Origin of the sequence: Enterococcus ratti, assembly GCF_001886195.1 — a bacterium.
GTDB classification, from domain to species: domain Bacteria; phylum Bacillota; class Bacilli; order Lactobacillales; family Enterococcaceae; genus Enterococcus_B; species Enterococcus_B ratti.
Map to the genome: position 1 here is coordinate 68,096 of NZ_JXLB01000002.1, position 26,323 is coordinate 94,418.

The window sequence follows — 26,323 nt, forward strand, 5'->3', positions numbered from 1 at the left end:
TTTGAAAGTTAAAGTTATTATTCCTTATTTGAAACAACTTGGATATCATGAAGAAGAAATGAGATTTGAGAATCCGATGGAGGTTGTTATTGGCTCAAAAAAAACTATAGTATATTCTGATATTGAAATTGAGCTGAATGGCGTGGTAGAACTAATCATTGATGTGAAAAAACCTTCTCATGGAATTTTACAGAAAGATTTGCTTCAAGCTTCAAGTTATGCCAAGTTGATAAATACACCACCAGCATTGATGAGCACTATTACAAATGGTACTGATACGATAACAACAAATACCTTCACAGGTGAACAGATCGACGATATTCCAAGCAAAGCTCAATTAATGAAAAAAGTAAATAATTCAAAAAAGAAAATTTACTCAGAAATTCAATTGCAAGAAATAAAAAGTGTGCTTTTGACCCTTTTAGAGCCTAAAGAGCTATACAGAATTATTAATAATTCAAAAAATGTTATAGAAAAGAAAGCTTTGATAAGAAGCGATCAGTCGTTTAAGGAAATAACGAAAATTATTTTAGTAAAGATGAATGAAGAGAGAAGAGTTACTTTAGAAGAAGGTCAAAATCGATTTTCAAAGGAGTATCTCGAAAAATTTTCCAAAGCTAATGGGATTTCTATAAATGAAGCATTTGTACGGTTATTTAATGAAGCAAAAGAAAAGTATCCTAACATATATCCAGAAGGAGAAGGTAATTTCCTTATTACAGATGAAGAAGCTTTGATCAGAGTAGTCAACGATTTGGCTCCGTTTTCATTTTTAGGTACTGGAGAAGATATAAAAGGAGCTGTCTACGAAATTTTTCTAAAAGGAACACTTAGAGGAGATTTTGATCAATACTTTACTCCGAGAGAAATTGTTGATTTTATTGTAGAACTTGCAGATCCTCAATTTGATGATGTTTTTTTAGATCCAGCTTGTGGATCAGGCGGTTTTTTAATACAAGCGTTTAATTACGTAAATCAAAAAATAATTAATGCTAAAGAGTCAGAAGTTGAGAGAAAAAAGAAATTTTCAAATTTGGTAGATAAGCATATCTGGGGGCACGAGGCAGATAAAGATTTACAAGTTTTAGCAAAAATTAACTTAATTATGCATGGAGATGGATGGAACAATATTTACCAAGGAGATACATTGATATCTCCGAACCTTAAGAATGACTTTTTTGATTTAGTATTGACCAATCCGCCTTTTACAATAAAGTATGAATTTCCAGAAACATTGTCTAATTATGAAATGGGGCTAGGGAAGCAAAAGGAAGAGTTAGATATCCTTTTCGTTGAAAAATCATTAGATGTTTTAAAACCTGGAGGAGACTTGTATATTGTTTTACCAGAAGGTTTGTTAAACAATAATTCATATCAATATTTTAGAAATTGGTTAATGGAGAAAGCAGACCTTTTATGTTGTATCTCTCTTCCAGAAGGCGCGTTTATTCCTATGGGAGGTTCAGTATCCAAAACCTGTATTTTAGGTGTACGAAAGAAATCAAAAGAAAATAATTATATACCTCCTACTCATGCTTTTTTAGGTGTTGCTAAGGAAGTAGGCTTTGAGTCAGGAAAAAAATTATACAAAAAAATTGAAAAAAATGACTTACATGAATTTATAAAAGATTATGACGAAATATTTGAGGAAGTTCGTGAGACAACAAACGGAGGAGAATATGGATGGATAAAGACAGAAGATATAGATATTAAAAGATTGGGAGCTTCTCATCTGTTGAATATCATAGATTCTTCTGAAATTCGTAATGCCGTCAAACTCTCAGATATAGTTATTATTGAACAACCTAAAATTAGAATCGAAGATTCAAAAACATATTATTATTTAGAAATACCTGATATAAGTTCATCAACTGGCGCGATCACCAATATTCGTTTATTGAAAGGTGAAAATATAACTAGTTCTACTTTAGTATCTTTTAAAGCGTCAGATATTTTATTTGCAAGAATTAATCCAAGAAAAAACAGAATAACATTAGCCCCACCTATAAGTGATGAATATGAAGCAGTTACATCAAACGAAATATATTTACTGTCTTTAATTAAAGACAATGGGTATATTAGGGAAAATTACTCTTCCGCATTAGTTCCTATATTGCGAAGTGATATTGTTAAGCGTCAGATTGTCAGGTTGGGAGTGGGGTCATCTAGTTCTAGAGCTAGAGTATATCCTGAAGATCTTGCAAATATTAGGGTTCCTATTCCAGATGAAAATGTACTGGAAAAATTAAGTCAGTTGACTAATAGTAATACAAATAAATTGTGGCAGGAATCTCAGAAAATGATAGATAACTATGTTGAAATGCAAGTGTTACTCGATTCAAATATAAATAAAAATGAATTCCGATCTATTTAAATAGTTCATGTTTAACTAGTTCTTGTCAAAGTAGTATCCTCTTCGGCTCGCATATTTTTTGTTTGAAAAATTGATACCAATGATTTCAAATCTATTGAAATCCACTAAAACTTTGAAATATGAATCACGCTGTACTTACTGCTACTAAAGGATTTTGAAGCTTATTCAAAAACTGAGCAATCGAACCAGGACTTAAGAAAGCTCGTAAAGCATCACAATTCTCAAAACGTTAATTGCGATTATCGTTCGAGTTCACGAGTTATGAGAATTGTACTGGACGAAGCAATGCTGACGCAGTTACCTTGATCCAGACTTTTCTGGTACTTTCCAAGTTTTGGAGAGTGTCTTTTTTTGTGTTTTTAGGTACGACAAAAGGTACTTTTTAATTTTTTTGTAGTATTTTTCTTCCAACGAATATGAATTGAAAAAACGTAAAGATGAGTGCCAGCGAAGTTATCTTCCACCTTTTTAATGTTCAGATTGCTACTTATTAGATACTGAATCCTTTAGTATAGACAATTTGATTTTTTACATTATTTTTGATATGATATTTATGCGAAGCGATACTATTTTTATCAAGGAAGCACAAAAACCACTCTACGGCGAATAGAGTGGTTTTTTTTTCATTCGTTGCGACTACGAATGAGTGGGCTAGAAGCAACTTGCTTTTAGTCATTGTCTTTCTCATCTAACCAGTGAGAAAAAAGTTTGATAACGATACCTACAAAAATAGGTGCAATGACCAACGATACTATTTTTTCCAATGAAGCACACCCCCTTTGGGGGCAAGTTGCCAAAATGAGTATAGCATGTTAGGTATTAGAAAGTGAATTTAAATTTTATGGAGGAGGAATGGTTATTGAAGTAGTCTTATTCTGATTCACGCATATTTTTTGGATACGTCTTTAGGTACGATGGTCTTAAAATGTGCTGAAATTCATTAAAATCGTACCTGTTGAAAAGTTGCTCAACCTATTGTTGTTAAAGGATTCTCCAACTATTTCAAAATCTTTGTCACAGAACCAGGACTTAAGAAAGCTCGTAAAGCATCACAATTCTCAAAACGTTAATCGTTGTTATACCAACGATTTCAAGCACTTTCCATTCATTTGGAAGGTGCTTTTTTTATTTTGGTTACGAGCTTGGTTACGACTGTTTACTAGTTTTTTGCCGATAATCATCCAAGTGCTTGACGGTTTCTTTTTGAACTTTTGGATTTACGTGCCCGTAAACATTTTGCGTAATTTCAGAAGTTTCTGCATGACCGACTAGAGATTTTACAATTAAATCATCCACACCATTGTTTAAAAGGTCACTGACAAAGGTGTGTCGCAAGCCATGGGGTGTTTTTTTGGAAGGCTAAATTTCTTTGAAAGGGCATCAAGTTTATTGTTAAGATAGTCTGGATGCAAAAGTTGATTCAGTTCGCCCTTTTGAGTCGTATAGGTGAAGATAAATTGGTCATCGGTTGGGAAAATATTGGCTTGTTGTAGTTCGCTAAATTGTATCTTTTTCTATTTTGTCAATAGGTCAATGATGGAATCCGCTACTGGAATCGTTCGAAAGCGATAGGAGTTTTTCATACCTTTTACACGTTCGTATTTTCCGGTAGCTTTATTTTTCACCAATTTGTGCATGAGGGAAATCGTCTTGTTTTTAAAATCAACATCAGACCAGACCAAGGGATAAATTTCTCCTTTGGCTGCCCCTAATTGATAAATCAAAGAAAGTAATGTATAGTCTCGCACTCCATATTCTTGCTTCATCAAAGTTAACACTTGTTGAATGAGTTCCTTAGAATAGTACAAATGCCAAAACATATACAAATGGTAGTCGATTTTTTGTCATACGGAAGTAATGGTGCAATAGAAGGAACAAACAATAAGATAAAAGTGATAAAACGAGTAGTCTACAGCTATCGAAACTTTCACAACTTTCGAGAAAGAATTTACCTCATTCAAGGCTTGATCTTACAAGTAAAGCAAAAACCAGTTAAGTATTATGCTTAACTGGTTTTTGCTAAATGTCCGTTATATCTTTCTCTGTCAACACTAAATGTTGAAGAGCCAATTCTTTACAGCTCCTTTGCGTTCTATATTATATGTTGAAAAATCGAAATGATTATTAAATAACTTGCATATATTGAAAGACCAAAGCTAACAATGATAAATATTTTTTCCTCTTTACTTTTTTTTCTAGGTAATCTGATGACGTATAGTAAGCAAGTTGCAAAAAGTATATTTACTACCAAAAAGCTATGTCCTTCTCTTAAAGATTGGAAAATATTTCCAAGTATATTAGTAACAACAGTAATCTTCATCAAAGCAATCAATAACTCTTCCCTACTTGAAAAATTAGTTTTTTTCATAAGCTCCAACAACTTCTTAACTACTCACTCAGTTGAGAAACTCTAGTATTGCCTTTTGGTTCTTAATACCTTCTAGTTTAGAAACAACTTTTCCGTTAGAAATCTTAATCATAGTTGGAACAACCTTTACTCCCAATTCAAAAGCAAGAGACTCAAGAGACTCCTCATTATCCTTTCTTGCCACATCTGTGTTGTAATAATAAATCGTTTTATATTCACCCTTCAATGTCTCTTTCAGGATAGGTTCAAATTTTTGACATTCAGGGCAAGTTGGACGTCCAATATAAACAAAGACTTTCTTTTCTTCTTTAGAACTTAAAATCGTTTCCATTTGTGTATTTCCAATAACTACTAGAGGCTCACTGGGAGATAATATTTTAAATGCAAGGAAGGAACCAAATATAGCGATAAAAATTCCAACTACTAAAATTCTTGTTCTTTTCTTTTTCTTTGTCATTTTATTGTCACGGTTCCTTCCTTTTCAGTTTATACTCTCTTTTCTTATTCTTATAATTTAAAGCAACCAATCACGCCAGCGATTGCTGAACCACCTAATGCTACAAATCCAGTAATACATGCAGCACAAATTACTGGAAATGCAAGACATGCGCCTGCACAAACTGGAACAATAATGTTAGCAATAGTACGACTAATCCCTAATACACTTACAAGACAAGCAGCTTTTTCAGCTAAGCTTCTTGCTTGGGGCAAGTTCTTCATCTCATTTTGTACATTTTGAAGTTGCTGTTGTAAATCTTCGTTTGAAACAAATGCTTCATCTAAAATTTCATGATTCATCAAGCTACCATTTGCATATGATTTGACCTCAAATGTTTTTGAAGCAGATTCAAAGACAAGAGTTTCTTGATAACCCTTTAACTTTTGATTCATGTCATAAATGGCTGTTACACTACTAAAGAAATTGTATTTGTCATCAGTTACTGGAACAGTGATAGTATAATAATCTTCTCCTCCAGTTTCTCCAGATACTTGAAGAACAGTTGCTTTATCGAAATTTAATAAATTAGTAGATACGTGAAGAGAAAATTCACTATTCATACTTTCAATAAATTTGTTGGTAATGACTGATTTTTCGGTGGAGCTAACTCCTACTGAGTTCTCAGCAAAGCTTATCATGTTCTTTGCAATAGCATTTGCATCTTCATCATTCATTCTAGGAACACTTATTGGATTTTGCTCTAAGTAAGTATCTACAGTTTGAGCGGTCTTTTTTTCAAGTGGGAAATCATACATTGAAGCTTGAGCAACTCCTACACCACTCGGCATAAAAGACACAAGAGTCAATAAAGCAATCAAACCTGTAGTTATTTGTATTTTGAAATTTTTTATTACTTTCACTTTCATTTCCCTCCTTCATTTCCACACGAAACTCAACAAAATTCTTTTTTCTATGTAACTCTAATAAATACACTCCACGAGCACCACCGTACCTTTCATTTTATTCAGACAAAGGAAGTTTTATAAAAACTATCCCCAATTCCAATAGAAATCTATAAACTTCATTTTTTTTCTCCTTGATCGAATAAAAAAGATACAATCTCTATGCCTTATTTATAGCATAGGGATTGTATCATAAAAATAGCTTTTGGTGAGTGGTTATGTTTGCTGGTGAATGGTTATGTTTTATGTAAATTTTCTAATTAAAAAGGTTTGAAAATAGGATTTCTATCATAAAAATATTGTCAGCTACATGATATTTTATCTTCCCATTATACTTTTTTACTATGCTTTGGATAATAGAATTTCCAAAGCCATGTTCTTCTTTATTTAATTTTGTTGTTGTAAAACCAATTTGTTTATTTTGAAAGTTACTTTCTTGAAAGGGATTGATTATCTGAATAACCATGTTTCTACCAGAGTACTTTATATTGATTTGAATGAATTTTTCTATTTCTTTTGTTTGTACAGTCGCTTCAAAAGCGTTTCTTAATAAATTTGAGAATAAAGAAGATATGTCTATCTCTTTCATTTTCAAATCAGCATGGAACTTTCCTTTCCAAATTATTTCTATTTTTTCTTGTTCATAATTTGAAATCAAATCATTTATAATAACATCAACAAGATAATTATTTGTATTTATTGCCAGTCTTGTTTCTTTGTAATCAGCTTTAATATCTGCTACATATTCCTTCAACTCCTCATATTTTTCTTTGCGTACCAATTCTGAAATACATAGCAAATGATTCTGAACGTCATGATTGAATTTTCTTTTTTGCATGTACTTATCTAGTAATTGCAGATTATAGTGTTTTTGTTGTCTGTTTAATCTCTGCTCAAATTGAGTAATCATTTTATTTTTTCTATCCTTGTAAAAAAGAATAATGATATTTAAAAGTAAAATGAATATAATAATCACAGATGTCAATAGGAAATTCTTAGCAAGATGAATATTTGCGTCAAAATCAATTGTTGCATATAGAGCTAGAAGAAAAGTACCACCAGTAATGCCCATTAGAAGAATTGCAACCTCAGTTTTAGACAAATCAAATTGATAATTCGTTAATTTATTAAACTTTCTTTCTTTAATTCCGAAAATTCCAAGTAAAATCACTAAACTTATGGAATTCACAATTACCGAGGTTAAATTGTTTAATAAGATGAGATGAATATTTTTTTTCAAAAAGATGCTATACACTATAAAAGCAATTATAGTATCTATAAAAGTCATCGCCAAAGCAAAAACTAATGTTATCCCCACTTTCTTTAAACTACTTAATGCGTATGTGATAATGAGAATAATTAATATAGCCGTTAGTGTATCACTATATTTTCCAAGTAAAAGATTATAATAGCCAAAACGGCTTAGTAATGCTATTACTAGACCAGTAAATAATACAGGTTTACGAACACTCTTTTTGGGAACATATCCAAAAAAATAGAAGATAACTAGATATAATTTAAAAAAATCAATGAAAAAACTGAGAAACTCAACCATTCTACTTTCCTCCAAAAAAAATTGCTGTTTGGAAGATAAAATCATTATATGCCTCTTGGAGCTCTCCTCGCCTTCTCCGAGAAATTGGAAGCTGTTTTCCATTTTTAAGTAATAACTTTGTTTTACCGACTTCTTCCACGAACTTGAAATGAACGATATGTGAACGGCTCACTTGAAAAAAAGAGTGAGTATCTAATTTTTGATTCCACTGTTTTAAGGTTTCTTGGATAATTATTGACTGATTTCCAAGAAAAATAGAAACACTATCACCTAATGCTTCAACATAAAGAATTTCTTCTTCATTAACTATAAATGATTGTTTTCCTGTTTCTACCAGAAACTGTTGATTCTTTTTTCTCTTTGAAAGAAAGCTTGTTAAAGCCTCGCAAAACTCCTCAACTTCTATAGGCTTAGTTAAATATCTAAAAGCATTAACTTTATAACCTTGTTTTATCATTTCATCATGGCTAGTTAAAATGATAAGAGTTGTCCCTTTCTGCTGTTTATTTATTCTTTCTGCCACGTGAAATCCTGACATAAAAGGCATTTCCACGTCAAGAAAGTACAGGTCGTATTTTTCTTGTTTTGATAGTAGCTCTACGCTATTTTCAAAAAGAGAAATTTCGCAGGAACATTGCTTATCACAAAAAAATTCTAGGCACTTTTCTTTGACTATATTTCCCAAAATGAGATCATCATCACAAATAGCGATAGTAATTTTTTGTATCATCTATAATCCTCCTCTGTCTATTCTCCTTGGGATATATTATACTATGTTTCCTTATGTTAATGAATAAACAAATATTTTGAATTTTCCCTAAATTATAGGTGAGGACTGATTTAAAACAAAAAACAGCCTATTCATAGTCACCTGAAAAGCCTTTGGTTTTATGAATAATAGGCTGTCTGATAGTTCCTAATATGTGATGGACTAAATTTAACCTCCAAATAACAACCACAAAAAAGGAGCTGAATAAATCATCGCACATTTAAGCGTAAATCAGACAAAAAAATCACTTTTCTCATTATTATAATAGAAAAAAAAGGATGGACTAAAATGGCAGAAGCAGGATTGATTGTTGGAATTTTATCAGGAATATGTGCAATCATAAATTTTATAATTATACATTTTTTCAAAAAAGAAACAGCTAATAAAATTAGCTCATTAGAATAAAAGTTAAACCAACAACAAGAAATAATTTTGGAGACTCATTAAAGGAGAACAAGGCTTCTAGTTGATCAGTAATAAATAACGGTAGCGGCAATACAACTTCGTATAATGAACGAGGTTGTGGAAGATGAATAAGCCGCCTAGAAAACAAAGTAATAGTGTGTCTAATCAATCTGTTTTAAATAATGGCAATAATAATACAACCAGTTATCAGATTATTAATTTAAATGATGATAAACCGATTGCTTCAATCAGTTTGATTTACGAGGGATTTACGAGGTATGTAAAGTTATATCAGAGATAGAGTTCGAGGTTACCGAAAGCTATTTTATAGAGAGAAACAGTGAGTGGAATGCAAAAATTGAATATAATGAAATTCAAATTTATAGAGCAATTTTTCAAGACCAATATTTATCCTATGATAAAGTCGAAAAAGCTTTAAAAACGATCCCCAAAAGAGATTTAATTGTGAGGAACATACGCACTATATATCAAAGAGAAAAAGTAAAGTATGAAAACAAAGATGAGGTTTTGGATTTAGTTTTTGAAACTTTAACTCGTTTAGTTGTTACTTCAGAGATTAGTAGTGGTTATGAGTTATATGAGGAAGAAAAAAACGATGCTATTTAGTTTGTTATGTTCTATGCATTCACAAAGTGTCAACTATTAGAACTGGTTCCTAGAATCGAGAACACTGACAACGAATAAACTTGAAAAGGAAGTGCGAGTAGAGATATTTTTCGATATATTGGAAATATATCAATCGGATTCAGTTCAATTATATGTTAAAGAAGGCATCGATTTTACAATTGTTGAGGAGGAAATCTCTATGCTGATTAGTAAAGACTCCGATCCTACAGAAAGTTTATTCTATATTGCTGGTTGTATCTTAGCAGTATGTAAATCAAAAAAACTGCTTATTTACCTAAAGACTTGTATAACGCAATACTTTCTAAATACAGGTTAGATATAACTTTCGTTCAATATTGCTTAGCTTTAGATTTTTTGTTTCTTATAGATAAAATAAGAAAATTAAGGTAGAGTTTTATATTATGTACATTGAGTGATTAATTATTAAAGAGACTTTGCCTAAAGAAAAAGTGATTAGAAATATTCCTTTTACTAAAGGATTGAATTTTATTGTGGATGCAGATGAAAGCACTAAAGATAATAATGTTGGAAAAACAATTGTTTTAAGATTGATAGATATTTGTTTAGGTGCAAATAATATAAAAAATATTTATGTAGATTTTGAAACAAGAGCTAAAAATTTGGTATTAGAGAATTATATTATTGAACATAAAGTCACAATAATTTTAACGATTTCTTCACAGTTTGAAGAAAGTTCTGATAAAAAAGCTATGAGTTGAAAGTGGACTTGTTTCCAAGAGGCAAGAGATATATTAACGGAAATTTATTAAGTAAGAGTGCATATTTGCAAAATTTGAAGGGTATTTTTTTAAAAGTAATAATAGTGCAACTTTTAGACAGTTAATAAAAAAATTTGTCAGGACAGATTTAAAAGGCGATAATGATAAATTTCTCAAATTTTTACATGTTACTACACCTAATAATTATTATGTTAATATTTATGCTACATTATTTTCTTTTAATGATGAAGAAGTAAAAGAAAAAGCACATGAACTATCTGAGCAGTTAAGGATTCTAGATAATGAATAAGAGAATTAATGCTTACCTAGGGAGGCTCTAGATGAAGTACAGTTATTGTTTTTAGGATATATTTTTTTAATAGATTGTTAGCATTAGTGGTAAAGGATACAGTTTTTTATTTTTTTAAATTTAATAAATCCAGTTTTACTGTTTTTTTAGGTACAGTCACTACGTGTTATCATAGAATGTATGGAATGAAGAAATTATTATATGTGGCAATCGCTTTTTATATGATCAATTTCATATTTTCACTACGTTTGATTTAGAAAAATAACAGTTTTATGACAATCTTTCAGTACTGTAGATAGTTTATCTTTGAAACAGCAGACCATGGAGGTAAGATGATTGGTAGTAAAAGTAAGAAATACTTACCGACTATAGACTGAATCATCTACCAGAGAATTTTATCAAAACATCATCATCAGATATTGTTAATGTCGATAAAATAAAAGAGGTGGGTTATAAACTAGGAAAAATTAGTTTTTTAAATAGTAGTGAAACTGCCTATGTAAGTAGAACGTATAAAAAAGTATTGAAAACAAAATTATCTATTTTTAATTAAAGTTATAAATTTAGAGGTTAGATATGTTTGCTTTAAATCTTTGCTATCGAATTAATTGTTTTTATTTCTTTTAGCACAATGTAATTGGTAAAATTTAAAGAATCTTTTAGCAAGAAAAAGGCTTAAAATATTTATTTAAAAAATTCACGTTATATTTGGTTGTCTAAAAATAGAGAATTACACTATACAGTGAAAGCTAACGATAGTTAAATCAATTATTTAAGGTATTCATTCAATAGTGTGTAGATTTGGGGAAATTGAAATCTATTAACTAGGTTTTAAGAAAACTTGTAAAACTTCCAAATTCTTAAATGTTAATTGATATTGCCATTTGAGCAAAAGAGCGTGAGACAAAAGTAAAGAATACTTTTATTTCACGCTCTAATACAGATAAACGCACAAGTAAAGCAGAGTTATTTTATTTAAATTATATGCTTTCTTATTATAAATTTGATAGAATAGTTGGCAGTTGTATGACTCCATATAGGAATAGAAGAATGATAAAAATAAAAATTATCCATTCATATTTTGTAAACATCTGTTGCCTTGCTTTTTTCTTTACATAAATAAATAGTAAAGTACCCGGACCTAAAGTGAGGATAGTCAAAATGATATACAGTGTTCCTGACGTATAAATAAGCCAAGCCATATAGATGGTTGCTAATGTACCAACAATGATATTTTTTGATAACTTTTTTTCTTTTTGAAGAAATGAAATTTTTAGTTGATAAATGGCTACACAGGTGTAGGGGAATAAAATAGTAGCAGAAGATAATTTAGATAATAAGGAATATGCCTCATCGGTTACTAAAAAAGATAATAGTAAGAATTGAACAATTAAATTTGTTACGATGATGGCATGAATTGGCATGTTATTTTTATTTTCTTTTTTAAAGAATGCTGGAAATAAGTTACTTTTTCCAGCCTGAAAAGCAACTTCTTCTGCTAAAAGCGTATTGGCAATCCAAGCACCAAAGATTGCAACAATTACTCCTAAATTTACGATGATGGCACCAGTTTTTCCAATAACAGTTTCCAATACATAGGCCATTGCCGGATTGGGAAGGACTTTCAATTTTTCTTGGCTTAAAATACCATAGGACAAAACAGTTATTAAAGCATAAATGAGTGTGACTGCAACGAATCCTAGGAGTGTGGCTTTCCCTACATCACTTCTTTTTTTAGCACGTTCAGAAAAAACAACCGCTCCTTCAATACCGATGAATACCCATACAGTAACTAACATTGTTCCTTTTAGTTGTTCTAAAATAGATGCCTCGTTTTTACCTTCGAAGTTCTGTGCACCCCAAAAATCTTGAAAAAAGAGTTGCTTGTTAAAAAAAATAATAATACAAATAACAAAAACAAAAATTGGAATTAATTTAGCGATCATAACTAAGGTATTTAAAAGAGCTGCTTTATCTAATCCACTACTGAGCATAAAGTGTATTCCCCACAATACAATAGAAGCCCCAATAATAGAAGGGATGTTTTGACCATTTCCAAAAATAGGAAAGAAATAGCCTAAAGCACTGAAGAGGAGTGTACCGAAAGCCACATTTCCGATAATCACTGACACCCAATAACCCCAAACAGAGTTAAAACCGATATAATCACCGAATCCATCTTGAGCGTAACTGAATATGCCAGAATTTAATTCCGGCTTTTTGTTATTGAGGTTTTCCATACAAAATGCTAAGGACCCCATTCCGATACCAGCAATAACCCAACCAATAATTGTTACACCAATGGAGGCGGTGTTTGCCATTTCTTTCATTAAATTGAAAATTCCAGCGCCGATAATTGCACTGATGATAATCGCAACTAACGAAAAAAGCCCAATTTTATTTTCTTTTTGCGTCATCGTTTCTCCTTTCTTTTAAAGAAGTTGGAATGTCGATTATCATACAAGTGTAAAATCAAAGGATAGCTGTTTTTCTTCTTTGCTATTTTTAAAAAGTAGATAGACGTTTTCCCAACTTCTTAGTTATTTGCACATGTAACAACTTAAAATCTTAAAGATAAGCAACTTAATCCTCCGTCGATTTTCCGATATTCAGAAGTATCTACTACAAGAACTTTGTATCCTAAAGCTTCAATTTTTTCTTGTACTTTTGGATAGCCGGCAGGAACAATCACGTGATCATTTACCCAAATACAATTTGCGCCATAAGCTTCATCTAAATCAATCTCAATTTTATTAAAGCTTTTAAATTCTAGTGCAGTCTTGAATTCTCCTGCTACTAATAGATGATTGTTTTCTAAATAAGCTAACCCAGTTTTTAAATGAAGCATTTCCTTCATTGCAACCATTTGACCTGAAAGCCCATATTTTTCCAATAGAGCAATCATTTGTTTTGCACCATCTTTATTTGTTCTAGCAGAAAGACCGATATAAAAATGATCTCCTACCATCATGATATCTCCTGCTTCCACTGTCCCAGGCTCTTTGATTTCTTCAATATTTTCATAAAAAGATTCTAAGGCTTCCCGCATATCTGGTAAGATTGCTTCTTTTCGACGGCTTAGTGCTCCGGGGCGAGTGATAATCGCACACTTACTTGTACATAATGCTACGTCTTCTACAAAGCATGAATCAGGAAATTCATCTTTTGGTTCTAAAATGGTAACGTTAACCCCACATTTTGTTAAAGCGCTTACATAATTTTCATGTTGAACTAAGGCTTTTTCATAAACCGGTTTTCCTTCATTTGTACTAGTTAAACCTTCTGAAATACTTTTTGATGGTACGCGAACAATAACATTTTTAAACAAGTTGATCATTCCTTTCTTTTTAATAAGCAAAGTATACAATATACAATTTAATTAATCAATGCTTTTTTTGTACATATATAGTAAAATTATTTTAAGGAGGATTCAAATGAATACTAAATTGAAAGTATATAATTTTATTTCTGAGCAATTAACAACTGGAAATTTAAAACGTAGTGATCGATTAACTGAACAATATTTAGTTGATCATCTTGGATTGAGTCGCACGCCTATTAGAGAGGCTCTTTTACAATTAACGGCGGATGACATTATTGAAAGAGAACCACGTAAGGGATTTAAATTAAAAACCTATACGAAAAGAGATGTGGAAGAAGTTTATGAGCTAATTGGCGTATTGGATGGCAAAATTGCGGAAGAAGCTCTTCCTTATTTAACAAATAAAGAGTTTTCTTTTATGGGATTTTTAATTGATAGCATGGATGCTGCGATTGCACACGGTGTGTATACAAAATACAATGATTTGCAAGAACAGTTTCATTGTGTATATACGCAATTGTGTAAGAATGAAACAATGAAACAAGAGGTATTAAATAAGAAGAAGATTTTTATCGGTAAGGCCTATTCTCGTATTGAAAATGCTAATATTGAAGAAATTTTAAAAAAAACAAATGATGAACATCGAACCATCTTGCAGTTATTACAAGAAAGGAAGGGATTAGAAGTACGTTCCTTTCTAGAAAAGGTTCATTGGCGAAAAGAAAATGCACAATATGATGTCTGGTAACAGAGCTATTCTTCTTTTAAATATAATAGATAAAACTTTCCATTGGAACGGTAAAAATTGATTTTGTTATTGACCGTTCATTACATACACTAACTTCTAGATTGAATCAATTATAAAAAGAGTTTTTTGAAATGAGCTTGTTAATAAATAGAATTTTTTAAATATTGCTAAGGAGAGAAAACGAAGGTGTGAGAACAAGATACAAAAGAACAAGAAGAGGTAAATAAATTAAAAGAAGAAAGAATGAACGAGTTCTATTTTCATGCTAAACTTATCAGAAATTTTGTCCCTCCACGCGTGGCTGCTTCGTTGATTGCACTTAGCTTTTTGTGGGCTAAACCAAAACTTCCATATACACGTGAAGAAGTGGCTGAAGCAGTTGAATATCTAAACTTAACTGAGGATGAAAAAGATGAAATGAAACGAATTAATTTATCTTTAACAGCTGATAAATATTATATGGAGATGTATCAATGTGGGATCAACGAAACATGACAAGTAGTGAAAGAATACTTGGCTAATTTAGAAACGAAAAAAATTCTTGTTAAGTTGCTGTTTCTAAATTATTACCAAAGAAAGACAAAAGTTACAAACGCGATTAGAAAAATGGCAAAAACGAAGATGGAATAAGATGAGCAAAGTAGATGAAGATAAACTAACGGAGTTATGAAATCGTACGAAAAAGTTCAGTGAAAGTAGAGAAAATCGATAAAGCAATTTTGAAAGCATGTTATCGAAAAAATTCATGGTGTGTTTTAAGTTCATAGAAATACATTTTTTAATAAATAGACGACGGTTTGTGATGAAGCACGTCAAGTAAAAAATAGTTATTTAGTAAATGAATTTGGAAGTTTTGTGATTTATCTATTGAAAAAATAAAAAAGTGAATGTTTATTAGAAGATTATAGAAAGAGTCAGACCATAGTTGTTATAAAAATTGATTTTCCTGTTGATTTTTTTGTGGTGAATGAGGGATTCATTCTTTGTAATTAGAAATAATCTTATGGATGGGACTCTGTTTTATTTTGTCTGTCATTTTTTCGTTTACTGGGGAATTTCTGTGGTAAAATGGAGAATCGGATGAAAAAGGAGAGTGTGAAACAAATGAGACAGGCTCTTGAAATAAAAGATTTAAAAAAAGTATATGCAACGGGAGTTGAAGCTCTACGAGGGATTAATTTGACGGTTGAAGAAAGGGATTTTTATGCTTTGCTGGGACCAAATGGTGCAGGAAAGTCTACAACTATCGGTATTATTACTTCGCTTGTTAATAAAACTTCTGGAAAAGTAAACGTTTTTGGATATGACTTGGATGGTGAATTGGTTCGAGTCAAACAACAGATTGGGTTGGTGCCGCAGGAATTCAATTTTAATCCTTTTGAAACAGTACAGCAAATTGTTGTGAATCAAGCTGGTTATTATGGTGTTTCTCGTCAAGAAGCGTTGAAACGCAGTGAGAAGTATCTAAAACAGTCGAATCTTTGGGAAAAACGCAATGTGCGCGCTCGTATGCTTTCAGGGGGAATGAAACGCCGCTTAATGATTGCTAGAGCGTTGATGCATGAGCCTCGATTGTTGATTTTGGATGAACCAACAGCGGGTGTAGATATTGAATTAAGACGGGAAATGTGGGGATTTTTACGTGAATTAAATGAAAAAGGAACAACAGTTATCTTGACGACTCACTATTTAGAAGAAGCAGAAATGCTTTGCCGAAATATCGGTATTATTCAATCGGGAGAATTGATTGAAAACACTAGCATGAAATCGTTGCTTTCTAAGTTGCAATTTGAAACATTTATTTTTGATTTAGCTTCTTACGATAAGCCTCCTACTATACAAGGATACAAGAGTTCTTTTGAGGATGAACGTACGCTTGCAGTTGAGGTAGAGCGTAATCAAGGAGTAAATGGGATATTTGATCAATTGAGTGAACAAGGGATAAAAGTACTTTCGATGCGCAATAAATCAAATCGCTTAGAAGAATTATTCTTGAAAATCACTGAAGAAAATGGTCATATGGAGGAAAAAAATGTTTAATCTTTATTTTACGGCTTTAAAAAGTTTAGCAATTAAAGAAACGAATCGCTATTTACGTATTTGGGTGCAGACCCTTGTTCCGCCGGTTATTACAACGTCACTTTATTTTGTTATCTTTGGTAAAATGATTGGCGGACGTATCGGGGAAATGGGCGGCTTCTCTTACATGGAGTTTATCGTTCCAGGGTTGATCATGATGTCTGCTATTACTAGTTCTTATGCGAATGTCTCTTCTTCTTTTTTTTCACAAAAGTTTCAAAAAAATATTGAAGAAATTTTAGTAGCCCCAGTGCCCACTCACGTGATTATTTGGGGATTTATAATTGGCGGTCTTGGCCGAAGCGTATTGGTAGGCACTTTAGTAACAATGATTTCCCTATTTTTTGTTCCACTGCATGTGTTTTCGTGGGGGATCGTTATCATTACTTTACTTATGACGGCTGTTTTGTTTTCATTAGCGGGCTTGATTAATGGTGTTTTTGCTCAGTCTTATGATGATGTGTCAATTGTACCAACGTTTGTCTTGCAGCCTTTGACTTATTTAGGTGGAGTTTTTTACTCTATTTCAATGTTACCGCCTATTTGGCAAGCTGTTTCAAAAGTGAATCCAATTGTCTATATGATCTCAGGATTTAGATATGGCTTTCTTGGAACGACAGATGTGCCAATTTTCGTTTCTATCATGATATTGGTTTTGTTTATTGTCATTTTATATTCGGCTTGTTGGTATTTGATCAATAAGGGGCGTGGGTTAAGGAGTTAGTGTAGTGTAAATTGATAAATATTTTCTTGAAACAATTTATGAAAGGCTCTCTGTTAATCAAGTGATTAAGCGATTGGCTAGCGGTTATTGTAAGCCTACTGAATATATTTATTATCTTAATTGTATGACGAAAATTATAAAGACCAATTTTTAATAGAGAATAGATAAGAAGTTATAGTAACGATTTCTTATCTATTTGTTTTTTTGATTCAAATTTTTATTAAGGAATTAAGATAATTAAAAAATGATTCTTTTTAAATAAAATGCAGTTGTTTTTTTAAGATGTATACTGTAAATTTACAAAGGATATGGCAAGCTGTTTGTTTTTTGTATTAGAATAAGAACTCAAAAGGAGTGGCTGGAAATGACGTTTGTATTTCGCAAAACCTCGTTTGAAGATGCTTCGACTGTTATGAAAATTATGGATGATGCTAAAGATTTGTTAGCTGCAATGGGTAGTCCTCAATGGCAAAACGGGTATCCCAATGAAGAAATAATTAAGCAAGACATAGAAAGATCATGGTCTTATGTTTTTTTGTTAGATGGTATTGTAGCTGGAACGATTGCTTTGCAACAAATACCAGATAAACATTATCAAGAAATTTTTGAAGGTAGATGGGAAAAGGCGACGGATCCCTACACGACGATTCATCGTATCGCTCTTTCAAGAAATTTTCAAGGACAAAAATTGGCTTATCGATTGATGGAGTTTGCAGAAAAGGAAACAAAAGTATTAGGTATGGCACAAATAAGAGCAGATACGCACAAAAAAAATATTGGAATGCAGCGAATCCTGACACAATGTGGTTTTAAATTGTGTGGAGTTGTTGAAGTAGACGATAAAGTGGATCGCAAACGTTTTGCATATCAAAAATTACTTGAGTAAAGGAAGGCAGCGCTGGTTTTACTTCTTTTAAATATCCTTAGTATAATAACCATGCTTTTTAGAAATAAGTGGATTGATAAATTTGTAATGAAGTGGAGGGGCTTACGTGAAAGAAAATTTTTGGAAAAAATTACCGAAGCCTTTTTTTATATTGGCACCGATGGAGGATGTTACTGATGTTGTTTTTCGACATGTTGTGAAAGAAGCAGGAAGACCGGATGTTTTTTTCACTGAATTTACAAACTCAGATAGTTTTTGTCATCCTAATGGAAAAGAAAGTGTCAGAGGACGATTAACATTTACGGAAGATGAACAGCCAATAGTGGCTCACATTTGGGGGGATAAACCAGAATTTTTTAGAAGAATGAGTATTGAACTTGCTGAAATGGGATTTAAGGGTATTGATTTGAATATGGGGTGTCCTGTACCTAATGTGGCTGAGCGTGGAAAGGGCAGTGGTTTGATTTTGCGACCGGAAGTTGCTGCTGAGCTGATTGAAGCCGCTAAAGCTGGTGGATTGCCGGTAAGTGTTAAAACAAGGATTGGCTATTCGGACAAAGAAGAATTAGAAGGTTGGTTGAGTCATCTGCTAAGTCAAGATATTGTAAATCTTTCGGTTCATTTACGAACGAGAAAAGAAATGAGCAAAGTAGAGGCACATTGGGAACTAATTCCTCAAATTGTGGCGTTAAGAGATAAAATTGCACCACAAACACTTTTTACAATAAATGGGGATATTCCTGATCGTCAGACTGGTTTGAAATTAGCAGAAAAATACAAAGTTGATGGCATCATGATTGGTCGCGGCATTTTTAAAAATCCCTTTGCTTTTGAAAAAAAGCCAAGAGAACATTCAACAGAAGAGTTGCTTGGACTTTTACGTCTGCAATTGGATTTACAAGACCGATATGCAAGAGACGTTCCTCGCTCAATGACTGGTCTTCATCGTTTCTTTAAAGTTTATGTGAAGGGATTTCCCGGAGCCAATGATTTACGTAGTCAATTAATGAATACAAAATCAACAGCAGAAGTTAGAGTCCTTTTAGATGCATTCCAAAAGCGTATCTAAAGTTTTTTTATCAATAATTGGTTTATTTTTTATAAAAGAAGATTGTGCTAAAAAGCAATTAATTTGAAAATAACTAGTTTATTTTCGGATCAATTGCTTTTTTTATGTATTTAAACAATGAGAAGGTTTGAAGATGGAGAGAGAGATGTTAATTTAAAGTGATCTGAAGGAATAGAAAGGATATATTATGGAATAAATAAAACCGATTATGGAAAAACTCCTTGTTTTTTATTTTACTGAAAGCTATTTTTATTGATAGGGCAGTTATTTTTTAATAAAAGGGTGATGAATGATATTTTGGTATGAGCATTGGGTGTAAGCAACGTAAGGAGCAGTTTGCATAATAATTGAAAATCATTGGAGGAATTGACGTATGTTAGTTTAGACCAGCAAGATGGGTCATTGTTAAATTACTTAGGAGGCGAAAAAATGGCAGGATTAATTACAGTTACACCAGAACAATTGAAAATACAAGCCAAAGTTTATCAACAAGCAGCTGCTCAAATGCAAGAAGCGATTCAAAAAGTGAATTTGATGAACCAACAAATTGCCCAAACATGGAAAGGCCAAGCTTTTCATGCTTATCTTGTGCAGTACAATCAATTAGAAGGAAATGTAAAACAAATGATGCAATTATTAGAAGGCATCAATGGACAGCTCTATAAGTATGCAGATACAATGGCAGAACGTGATCGTCAAGATGCTAGAAATTTTGGACTTTAACTAAAAAGAGAAGATGAGAAAGTTATTTCATATCCTATGTAGAGCCATCTATTTGAGAAGATAGTCCGAAAAATTTTACTTACTGATGAGTTTTTAGGTATTTTTTATAAGATTAGACGTAAAAAGATAGAAAATTGCTAAGTGTCAATTTAATAATGAAAGGAAAAAAATGAATCGAGGAACATCTATTGGTATTAGCCTACAAGTTGATCAACAGCTTATTGATTTACAGATTCCTACACGAGTAACCATTATTCGATTAAAAAAGTTACTAATTGAAGCACTTCGTTTGAGGCAGGTAGCATTACCGGAAGAATATGATTTAGTGGTATTGAATAAACCAATTCGCTTAAATGAAGAATTTCTTTTATCCGATTATCCAATTTGTGAAGGAGATCAGCTGCTCATAAGGTCATGCACATTTAGCAAGGATAAATGCAGATAAAGGAAAAAGGTGAAAGTATGTTCAAAAAAGTACACATGAAGGTAACGGATGAACTAGTAGAAATTTCTCTACAAGTTAATCAATATCGGCTAGAGCATTTGGAACAATATCAGTTTTTCTTAGCTTCAAAAAGAAATTTATTGACTGGTCAAATTACCTCTGTAACCGAAAAAAAATTAGTCATTCAGTATCAAAAAAATAAGTACATTGAATCACTTTCACAGATGATCAAAGAAACGAATCTCTTTGAACGTCTGCAAATTGCGCAAAAAATCAATCGATTAACCGATTTTATAAATAGCCCGATTCAACCATGGCTTCATCTAGATAATCTATTTTTTTTCGGAGAAGAAGTTGTTTTTGCTCATCGTGGGTTTATTCAGGAAATTGTTCCTTATACATTAGATGAAAGAGGATTTTTGCAGCAATATCGTTTATTAGTTTTATCCATCATCTATCCTGAAAGAAATATTGAAAGTTTGACTGGAACAAATGATAAAATAAAAGATACACTTTTTAAGTTACTTCATTGTGCGAAAAGCGTGGAAGAAATTTATCAAATTATAGGAAAACAACTTACAAAGCAAAAAAAAATACGCGCTCATAAACTACACTTAGTAAATAAGAGAAATTATTGGCTAATTAAATGGGCCCTATGCTTGTTTAGTCTTTTTACTATGGGGCTTTCTTTAGTGATGGAAAACTATGTCTTTCATCGTTTTCCTCAACAAGAGCGGATCAGTAGGGCTAAAACACAATATATAGCGAGTAATTATGCAAGCGTTTTAGAAATTTTGGAAAAAGATTTACCGGAAAATCTTTCTTATGATGTTCAATATGTAGCAGCTGTTAGTGCTATTCAACTAGATAATTTGACGGCTTCACAAAAAAAAATGGTCTTAAAAAAGCTTACTCAAGAACCAAGTGAAAACCTCTTGCTTTATTGGATATACATTGGAAAAGAAAACTTTAAAAAATCACTAGACATTGCTCAAAAACTTGGAGATCACCAATATATTTTACACACATACACCAAATTATATGTAACTTTAAAAGCTAATAATAAAATAAGTGACAAAAAAAATCAGAAATTAATAAAAAAATATGCAGATAAAATTGACCATTATACAAAAAAATTGGGAGAGAAGAAATCTGAAAACAACACAAAATAATTCTACATCCCGTTTGATTGATCCATCGAGACCTTGTACGCGGATTCTTTTTGATCTTTTTTATTTCGGTGAAACCTTTATTCATCAGACACTTACTTCAAATAAAAAAGAAGTGACACTCAACGGCAGACACTTTTCTTTGAAAGACACGCAGACATTTTATGAGAATCTCCTAACAGAAAATAAAAATTCCTTTCTTATACTGAAACATGAAGAACTTCAAGCAGTCATGGTCAATCAACCTAAGCAAGATATTTATATTTCGTCTGCTAAAGATTCTGCTATCGTTATTGAAACAGATGCCCTAATAACAATCAATTATCAAGGAGAAAAAGGGCATCAGCTAAGCATCTATCCTAGTAAAGCCCCTGTTTACTATAATCAACAATTAATAAGAAAAGGAATTTTTCCATTTCGAGCAGGTGACCAAGTAGTTGTCGATCAGCAAATCATTGAAATGCGAGAAGAACAGTTAAAAATTATAGGATTGGGAAAACAGATTCAGTTAAATCCTTGGCTGCTTATGAAAGAGCCTCCCTTGTCTGAATATCCTCACGGTTTTCCTCTTTTTAAAAGAAGTCCAAGAATCTATTTAGAAGAACCAAAAGCTCGAATTGAAATTCAACGACCTCTTCTTGAAGTGATTGAGAACAATCATACGTTTACAAAAATGATTGCTCCGTTGCTAGGAATATTTATTTTTAGCAGTATTTTTGGTTCCTTTGGTGCTAGAAATGCTACCATTTCATTAGGCATGTGGGCAACTAGTTTGTTAACCTTCGCTTTAACTTCAATGGGCTATTTCTGGAATAAAAAGGAAAAGAAAAGGAAAAGTGAAGAACAAAAAAAGATTATTCGACAATACATGATCCAAAAAACTTCTGAATTACACTTGTTGCAGCAAAAGCAAAAAGAAGCATTGAAATACATGAATCCTTCGTTGAATCAGCTAGTACTTATGGCAAAAAAATATCATTCAAGAATCTACGAACGCAGAAGGAAGGATAAAGATTTTTTAACAATCCAATTAGGAAACGGAGAAATCCCGATAAGTTTTCAAATAGATTTCTCAACTGAAAAAGCAGATGATTGGCTCAATGAAGATCAGATAACGATCATTCGTTCCTATGAAAAATTGACGAACGCTCCCATTGCTTTATCTTTAAAAGAACAGACATTAGGCCTTACTGGTACAACTCGTTTATTGCGGATTGCGATACAATCGATTCTTTTTCAATTAGCAATTTGGCATTCGTATAGAGAAGTTGAATTTATTACTCTTCTTCAAGAAAAAGAATACAAAAGTAAATGGATGGAATGGCGTTGGCTACCACATCACATGATGAACAGTCAATCTGCTAAGCTAAGAGAGATCGTTTACAACCAAAAAAGTCAAGTGGTAGTTCTAAATGTTTTTTATAAAGTTCTGACTAAAAGAAAACAGCAACTACGTAAAGCTAAAGGTAAAAGAATTGATTTTAAACCAAATTATGTATGGACAATATTGGAAGAAAAGTGGCTTTTGGGGCATGAATTAAATGAATTTTTAGCAGAAGATATGAGTCAATATGGAGTGATAGTTATATGGGGGAAAAAATAGTGAATCAGTTACCTGAAACTATAACCACTCTAATTGAATATTGCAATGAAGAAGCTGCTATACTAATCAATCAGAATAATCAATTTGTTAATCAAAAATTTGTCCCTGATTTTTTACCAGTTAATTCGATTGAACAAGCAATTAGACGGTTGGCAAATTTGATCCATGAAGAAGTAGTAAAGAATATCTTGCCGGAAAGTATCAGTTTGTTAGAACAATATGGTGTTCAAAGTGTTGATGAGCTGCACATTTTTAAACGGTGGTCTAATGCAAATCCTAATCAATCCCTTCGTTCATTGATTGGTTGGAGAGGAAAAACAACAAAGATTTATTGGGATCTTCATGAGCGGATACATGGACCGCATGCGCTAGTGGGTGGTACAACAGGTTCAGGAAAATCAGAATTTCTAACGACTTATTTGATTGGGTTAGCTATTAACTTTTCTCCAGAAGATGTCGGTATACTGATTATTGATTGGAAAGGCGGAGGGATTGCCTATATGCTAGAGCAGTTACCTCATTTTATGGGTGCGGTTACAAATTTAGATGGGGGAGGCTCAACGCGAATATTAACAAGTATTAAAGCAGAGTTAACAAAGAGACAAAAACTATTTGCAGAAAATGATGTGAAAAATATCAATGATTATATAAACTTATATAAAAAACAAAAGAAGCTAAGGACAGCTAGAATCCCTCAACAGCCGTTACCTCATCTTTTTTTAGTGGTAGATGAGTTTGCAGAATTAAAGGTAAATGTTCCCGAATTTTTGGATGAGTTGACTTCAGTGGCACGTATTGGTCGTTCATTAGGTATTCACTTGATTTTAGCGACTCAAAAACCTACAGGGGTAATCAACGATCAGATAGAAGCTAATAGTCAAAGTAAAATTGCTTTAAAGATGGCAAGTGTAGAAGATTCAAAGGAACTGTTGAAAACGTCAGATGCAGCTTATGTGACTAGACCGGGGAGAGGGTACTTGAAAGTAGGTGAAAGTGATACTTATGAACAGTTTCAAAGTGGTTATGCAGATGTTTTGTATACGCCAAATAAATCATTTGAAACGGTTGACGAACAACTTTTTATCATCAATGAATTAGGCCAGAGGGAGCTATTATATAAGTCAAAAGAAGAACAAAGAAAAACAGTTGAACATCTATGTACACAACGTGAGGCAGTTGTTAATAAGATAAAAAAAACTTTTGAAACTACTTCTTTTATGAAGCCAAATAGACCTTGGTTATCAGAATTACCCAAATGGTTAACTACTCCTTTTGTTGAAAGAAAAGACCAAAAAAATTTAAAAGTTCCGATTGGTTTATTGGATATTCCAGAACAACAACGCCAGTGTGTTTTCTATCATGAGATAGAAAAAAATAGCCATACTATTGTTTTTGCTAGTCAAGGATATGGAAAAACAACGGTGTTGCAAACAATTGTTTTAAATATTGCAAGACAAAATACGCCAAATCAAGTAGTATTTAATTTGCTTGATTTTGGGAATAACGGTCTTTTGTCATTGAAGCAATTGCCTCACGTTGCGGACATTGTTTCATTAGAAGAAGAGGAAAAATTGCAAAAAATGCTTATTCAAATTGAAGAAATTTTAGTGAAAAGAAAACAATTATTTAAAGAAAGTAACGCAGGTAACGTGAAACAATATGAAGAAAGAAATCGTTTTATGTTGCCTGTTATTTTTATCATATTAGATAGTTATGATGGACTTAACATGGAGGACAAACGTAAAGAGTTTATCGATGAACTATTGTTGCGTTTGTTAAGAGATGGTGCAAGCTTGGGAGTATATCTGATCATGTCTGCAAGTAGAGTAGGGAGCATTCGGATGAATATGATGAGCCAAATTCCAACAAAGATGTGCATGTTTCTAAATGACGAGAGTGAAAGAAATCTGTTAATAGGAGGAAGAAAAGAAATAGAATTAAAAGCAATTCAAGGACGAGGACAAGTAATGTTAGAGAGACCGACTACGATTCAATTTTACTTACCTGTAAAAGGAGGAAATGGTTCTGAGCTATTAAAAAACATAGAGGATGAAACAGCGAAAATCAATCATAACTGGAAAGGAAAACGTCCGAATAAAATTCCAATGGTACCAGATAGACTAACTTCGAAGAAATTTTACCAGTTTGTTAAAAATAAAGAGGAAGAGCATTTGTATTTAGGATTGAATCAGCGCTCCGCTTTGGTAGAATCTTTCAGATTTTTTCAAAGTAAAAGTATTGGTTTATTTTTTACTTCCGACAAGCAATTTTATAAAACTTTTCCTTGGTTACTTACACAGATGATAGATAAAAAAGCCAAATTGATTTTGATAGATATTTCCGGAACACTTGAAGGAAAAAAACAGTCTGCTTCTGCTTACTTTGATTCTCGTGCAATCTTAGAAAAATACGATGAATTTAATCGTTTTTGGAAGAACTTAATGAATGGAAAAATAAAAAAAATTGTACTCATTAACGGAACTGCTGAATTTGTAGAAAAGATGGCTTTAATTCCGGTGGAAGTGACAAAGTTATTAAGTGAAGGTAGTCAGTACTTACAACTAATTTTTATAGATTCTTTAACGAAAATTGGACATACTTATGGTGACTTAACTCAAGAAGTAAAAGAAAATGTCTCTCAGATTATTTTTGGAGGAAGTTTACAAACCCAATTGTTTATAGAAGATCAGACATGTATATGGGAAAATCGTTCAAATGAGAGGAATTGTTTTCATAGTTTAACCGATGGATGCTTAGAAAGAATTGTAGTTCCTATGAGTGAAATCATTTGAATCATTCGTTTCTTTTTTAAACGATTTCCTTGAAAGAAATGTATCTAAAGTTAGTTTTTTAAAACACCGTTTCGAGATGTTTTTTTGCGCTTTAGATTGAGTTGTGTGTTTCATAATCTCTTCATAAAAGGCGTCCGCATTATGGTTGCAGTAAGTAAAACATCTCAAACATGAGAAGCTGTTTCGAGATGTTTTTTCTTGCTGCTTGGTCCAA

Annotated in this window: 27 protein-coding genes; 17 read left to right on the forward strand and 10 right to left on the reverse strand. The window is 32.1% G+C overall.

What is annotated here, in order from left to right; all coding sequences use genetic code 11:
- Position 1: 1 nt before the first annotated feature.
- Positions 2-2,374: an N-6 DNA methylase gene (locus RV14_RS01165; protein WP_217265340.1), complete on the forward strand. Its 2,373-nt coding sequence runs from the start codon at positions 2-4 to the stop codon at positions 2,372-2,374.
- 668 nt (positions 2,375-3,042) lie between these two features.
- On the opposite strand, the gene RV14_RS11965 is transcribed toward RV14_RS01165, so the two are convergent.
- The 3 genes from RV14_RS11965 to RV14_RS01180 all read right to left on the reverse strand — a co-directional run bounded on the left by RV14_RS11965 (position 3,043) and on the right by RV14_RS01180 (position 4,140).
- Positions 3,043-3,138 (reverse strand): type I toxin-antitoxin system Fst family toxin, encoded by a 96-nt coding sequence (locus RV14_RS11965; protein ID WP_142422235.1) that lies wholly within the window; start codon positions 3,136-3,138, stop codon positions 3,043-3,045.
- A 382-nt stretch (positions 3,139-3,520) separates the two neighbouring features.
- On the reverse strand, positions 3,521-3,670 hold the full coding sequence (locus RV14_RS12480; RefSeq protein WP_245785428.1) for a hypothetical protein: 150 nt from the start codon (positions 3,668-3,670) through the stop codon (positions 3,521-3,523).
- Positions 3,671-3,888: 218 nt separating this feature from the next.
- Positions 3,889-4,140 (reverse strand): site-specific integrase, encoded by a 252-nt coding sequence (locus tag RV14_RS01180; protein WP_167359826.1) that lies wholly within the window; start codon positions 4,138-4,140, stop codon positions 3,889-3,891.
- A gap of 15 nt (positions 4,141-4,155) precedes the next feature.
- Here RV14_RS01180 and RV14_RS01185 point away from each other — a divergent pair, with 15 nt between their 5' ends.
- Positions 4,156-4,383 carry a transposase gene (locus RV14_RS01185; RefSeq protein WP_281245787.1) on the forward strand — a complete coding sequence of 76 codons (228 nt, stop codon included), beginning with the start codon at positions 4,156-4,158 and terminating at the stop codon, positions 4,381-4,383.
- 83 nt (positions 4,384-4,466) lie between these two features.
- On the opposite strand, the gene RV14_RS01190 is transcribed toward RV14_RS01185, so the two are convergent.
- The 5 genes from RV14_RS01190 to RV14_RS01210 all read right to left on the reverse strand — a co-directional run bounded on the left by RV14_RS01190 (position 4,467) and on the right by RV14_RS01210 (position 8,428).
- Complete coding sequence (locus RV14_RS01190; RefSeq protein WP_071854525.1) at positions 4,467-4,742, reverse strand: hypothetical protein; 276 nt, start codon at positions 4,740-4,742, stop codon at positions 4,467-4,469.
- Between the two features lie 28 nt (positions 4,743-4,770).
- The gene (locus tag RV14_RS01195) at positions 4,771-5,199 is read right to left on the reverse strand and encodes a thioredoxin family protein (protein ID WP_071854526.1); all 429 of its coding nucleotides are present in this window, start codon (positions 5,197-5,199) and stop codon (positions 4,771-4,773) included.
- A gap of 50 nt (positions 5,200-5,249) precedes the next feature.
- Positions 5,250-6,101 (reverse strand): hypothetical protein, encoded by an 852-nt coding sequence (locus tag RV14_RS12485; RefSeq protein WP_245785429.1) that lies wholly within the window; start codon positions 6,099-6,101, stop codon positions 5,250-5,252.
- 298 nt (positions 6,102-6,399) lie between these two features.
- On the reverse strand, positions 6,400-7,698 hold the full coding sequence (locus tag RV14_RS01205) for a sensor histidine kinase (protein ID WP_071854528.1): 1,299 nt from the start codon (positions 7,696-7,698) through the stop codon (positions 6,400-6,402).
- A gap of 1 nt (position 7,699) precedes the next feature.
- A complete protein-coding gene (locus tag RV14_RS01210; RefSeq protein ID WP_071854529.1) occupies positions 7,700-8,428 on the reverse strand; it encodes a LytR/AlgR family response regulator transcription factor in 729 nt (242 codons plus the stop codon).
- 568 nt (positions 8,429-8,996) lie between these two features.
- Here RV14_RS01210 and RV14_RS12150 point away from each other — a divergent pair.
- The 4 genes from RV14_RS12150 to RV14_RS12955 all read left to right on the forward strand — a co-directional run bounded on the left by RV14_RS12150 (position 8,997) and on the right by RV14_RS12955 (position 11,102).
- The gene (locus tag RV14_RS12150; protein ID WP_167359827.1) at positions 8,997-9,173 is read left to right on the forward strand and encodes a hypothetical protein; all 177 of its coding nucleotides are present in this window, start codon (positions 8,997-8,999) and stop codon (positions 9,171-9,173) included.
- Between the two features lie 164 nt (positions 9,174-9,337).
- Positions 9,338-9,499: a hypothetical protein gene (locus RV14_RS12155; protein ID WP_167359828.1), complete on the forward strand. Its 162-nt coding sequence runs from the start codon at positions 9,338-9,340 to the stop codon at positions 9,497-9,499.
- Between the two features lie 455 nt (positions 9,500-9,954).
- On the forward strand, positions 9,955-10,239 hold the full coding sequence (locus RV14_RS01215) for a hypothetical protein (RefSeq protein ID WP_071854530.1): 285 nt from the start codon (positions 9,955-9,957) through the stop codon (positions 10,237-10,239).
- 683 nt (positions 10,240-10,922) lie between these two features.
- On the forward strand, positions 10,923-11,102 hold the full coding sequence (locus RV14_RS12955) for a LytTR family transcriptional regulator DNA-binding domain-containing protein (RefSeq protein ID WP_425429247.1): 180 nt from the start codon (positions 10,923-10,925) through the stop codon (positions 11,100-11,102).
- A gap of 442 nt (positions 11,103-11,544) precedes the next feature.
- On the opposite strand, the gene RV14_RS01225 is transcribed toward RV14_RS12955, so the two are convergent.
- The gene (locus RV14_RS01225; RefSeq protein ID WP_071854531.1) at positions 11,545-12,966 is read right to left on the reverse strand and encodes a basic amino acid/polyamine antiporter; all 1,422 of its coding nucleotides are present in this window, start codon (positions 12,964-12,966) and stop codon (positions 11,545-11,547) included.
- Between the two features lie 143 nt (positions 12,967-13,109).
- Entirely contained in the window at positions 13,110-13,886 is a 777-nt protein-coding gene (locus RV14_RS01230; RefSeq protein WP_281245788.1) for a dimethylarginine dimethylaminohydrolase family protein, read from the reverse strand.
- A 97-nt stretch (positions 13,887-13,983) separates the two neighbouring features.
- On the opposite strand from RV14_RS01230, the gene RV14_RS01235 reads away from it, so the two are divergent.
- The 11 genes from RV14_RS01235 (at position 13,984) to essC (ending at position 26,109) form a co-directional block, all read left to right on the forward strand.
- Positions 13,984-14,619 (forward strand): GntR family transcriptional regulator, encoded by a 636-nt coding sequence (locus tag RV14_RS01235; protein ID WP_071854533.1) that lies wholly within the window; start codon positions 13,984-13,986, stop codon positions 14,617-14,619.
- 243 nt (positions 14,620-14,862) lie between these two features.
- Positions 14,863-15,114: a hypothetical protein gene (locus RV14_RS01240; protein ID WP_071854534.1), complete on the forward strand. Its 252-nt coding sequence runs from the start codon at positions 14,863-14,865 to the stop codon at positions 15,112-15,114.
- Between the two features lie 609 nt (positions 15,115-15,723).
- Positions 15,724-16,659 carry an ABC transporter ATP-binding protein gene (locus RV14_RS01245; RefSeq protein WP_071854608.1) on the forward strand — a complete coding sequence of 312 codons (936 nt, stop codon included), beginning with the start codon at positions 15,724-15,726 and terminating at the stop codon, positions 16,657-16,659.
- Positions 16,652-17,422, forward strand: a complete 771-nt coding sequence (locus tag RV14_RS01250) for an ABC transporter permease (protein ID WP_071854535.1) — start codon at positions 16,652-16,654, stop codon at positions 17,420-17,422. The genes RV14_RS01245 and RV14_RS01250 overlap by 8 nt, the downstream gene beginning before the upstream one ends.
- A 364-nt stretch (positions 17,423-17,786) precedes the next feature.
- A complete protein-coding gene (locus tag RV14_RS01255) occupies positions 17,787-18,308 on the forward strand; it encodes a GNAT family N-acetyltransferase (RefSeq protein WP_071854536.1) in 522 nt (173 codons plus the stop codon).
- A gap of 106 nt (positions 18,309-18,414) precedes the next feature.
- A complete protein-coding gene (locus RV14_RS01260; protein WP_071854537.1) occupies positions 18,415-19,377 on the forward strand; it encodes a tRNA dihydrouridine synthase in 963 nt (320 codons plus the stop codon).
- Between the two features lie 429 nt (positions 19,378-19,806).
- Positions 19,807-20,100: a WXG100 family type VII secretion target gene (locus RV14_RS01265; protein WP_071854538.1), complete on the forward strand. Its 294-nt coding sequence runs from the start codon at positions 19,807-19,809 to the stop codon at positions 20,098-20,100.
- A 169-nt stretch (positions 20,101-20,269) separates the two neighbouring features.
- Positions 20,270-20,545: an EsaB/YukD family protein gene (locus RV14_RS01270; RefSeq protein ID WP_071854539.1), complete on the forward strand. Its 276-nt coding sequence runs from the start codon at positions 20,270-20,272 to the stop codon at positions 20,543-20,545.
- A gap of 17 nt (positions 20,546-20,562) precedes the next feature.
- Positions 20,563-21,717 carry a type VII secretion protein EssB/YukC gene (locus tag RV14_RS01275; protein WP_245785430.1) on the forward strand — a complete coding sequence of 385 codons (1,155 nt, stop codon included), beginning with the start codon at positions 20,563-20,565 and terminating at the stop codon, positions 21,715-21,717.
- Positions 21,662-23,317: a hypothetical protein gene (locus tag RV14_RS12490; protein ID WP_245785431.1), complete on the forward strand. Its 1,656-nt coding sequence runs from the start codon at positions 21,662-21,664 to the stop codon at positions 23,315-23,317. The genes RV14_RS01275 and RV14_RS12490 overlap by 56 nt, the downstream gene beginning before the upstream one ends.
- On the forward strand, positions 23,302-26,109 hold the full coding sequence (gene essC, locus RV14_RS12495) for a type VII secretion protein EssC (protein ID WP_245785432.1): 2,808 nt from the start codon (positions 23,302-23,304) through the stop codon (positions 26,107-26,109). Before RV14_RS12490 ends, essC begins: the two co-directional genes overlap by 16 nt.
- Positions 26,110-26,323 lie beyond the last annotated feature (214 nt).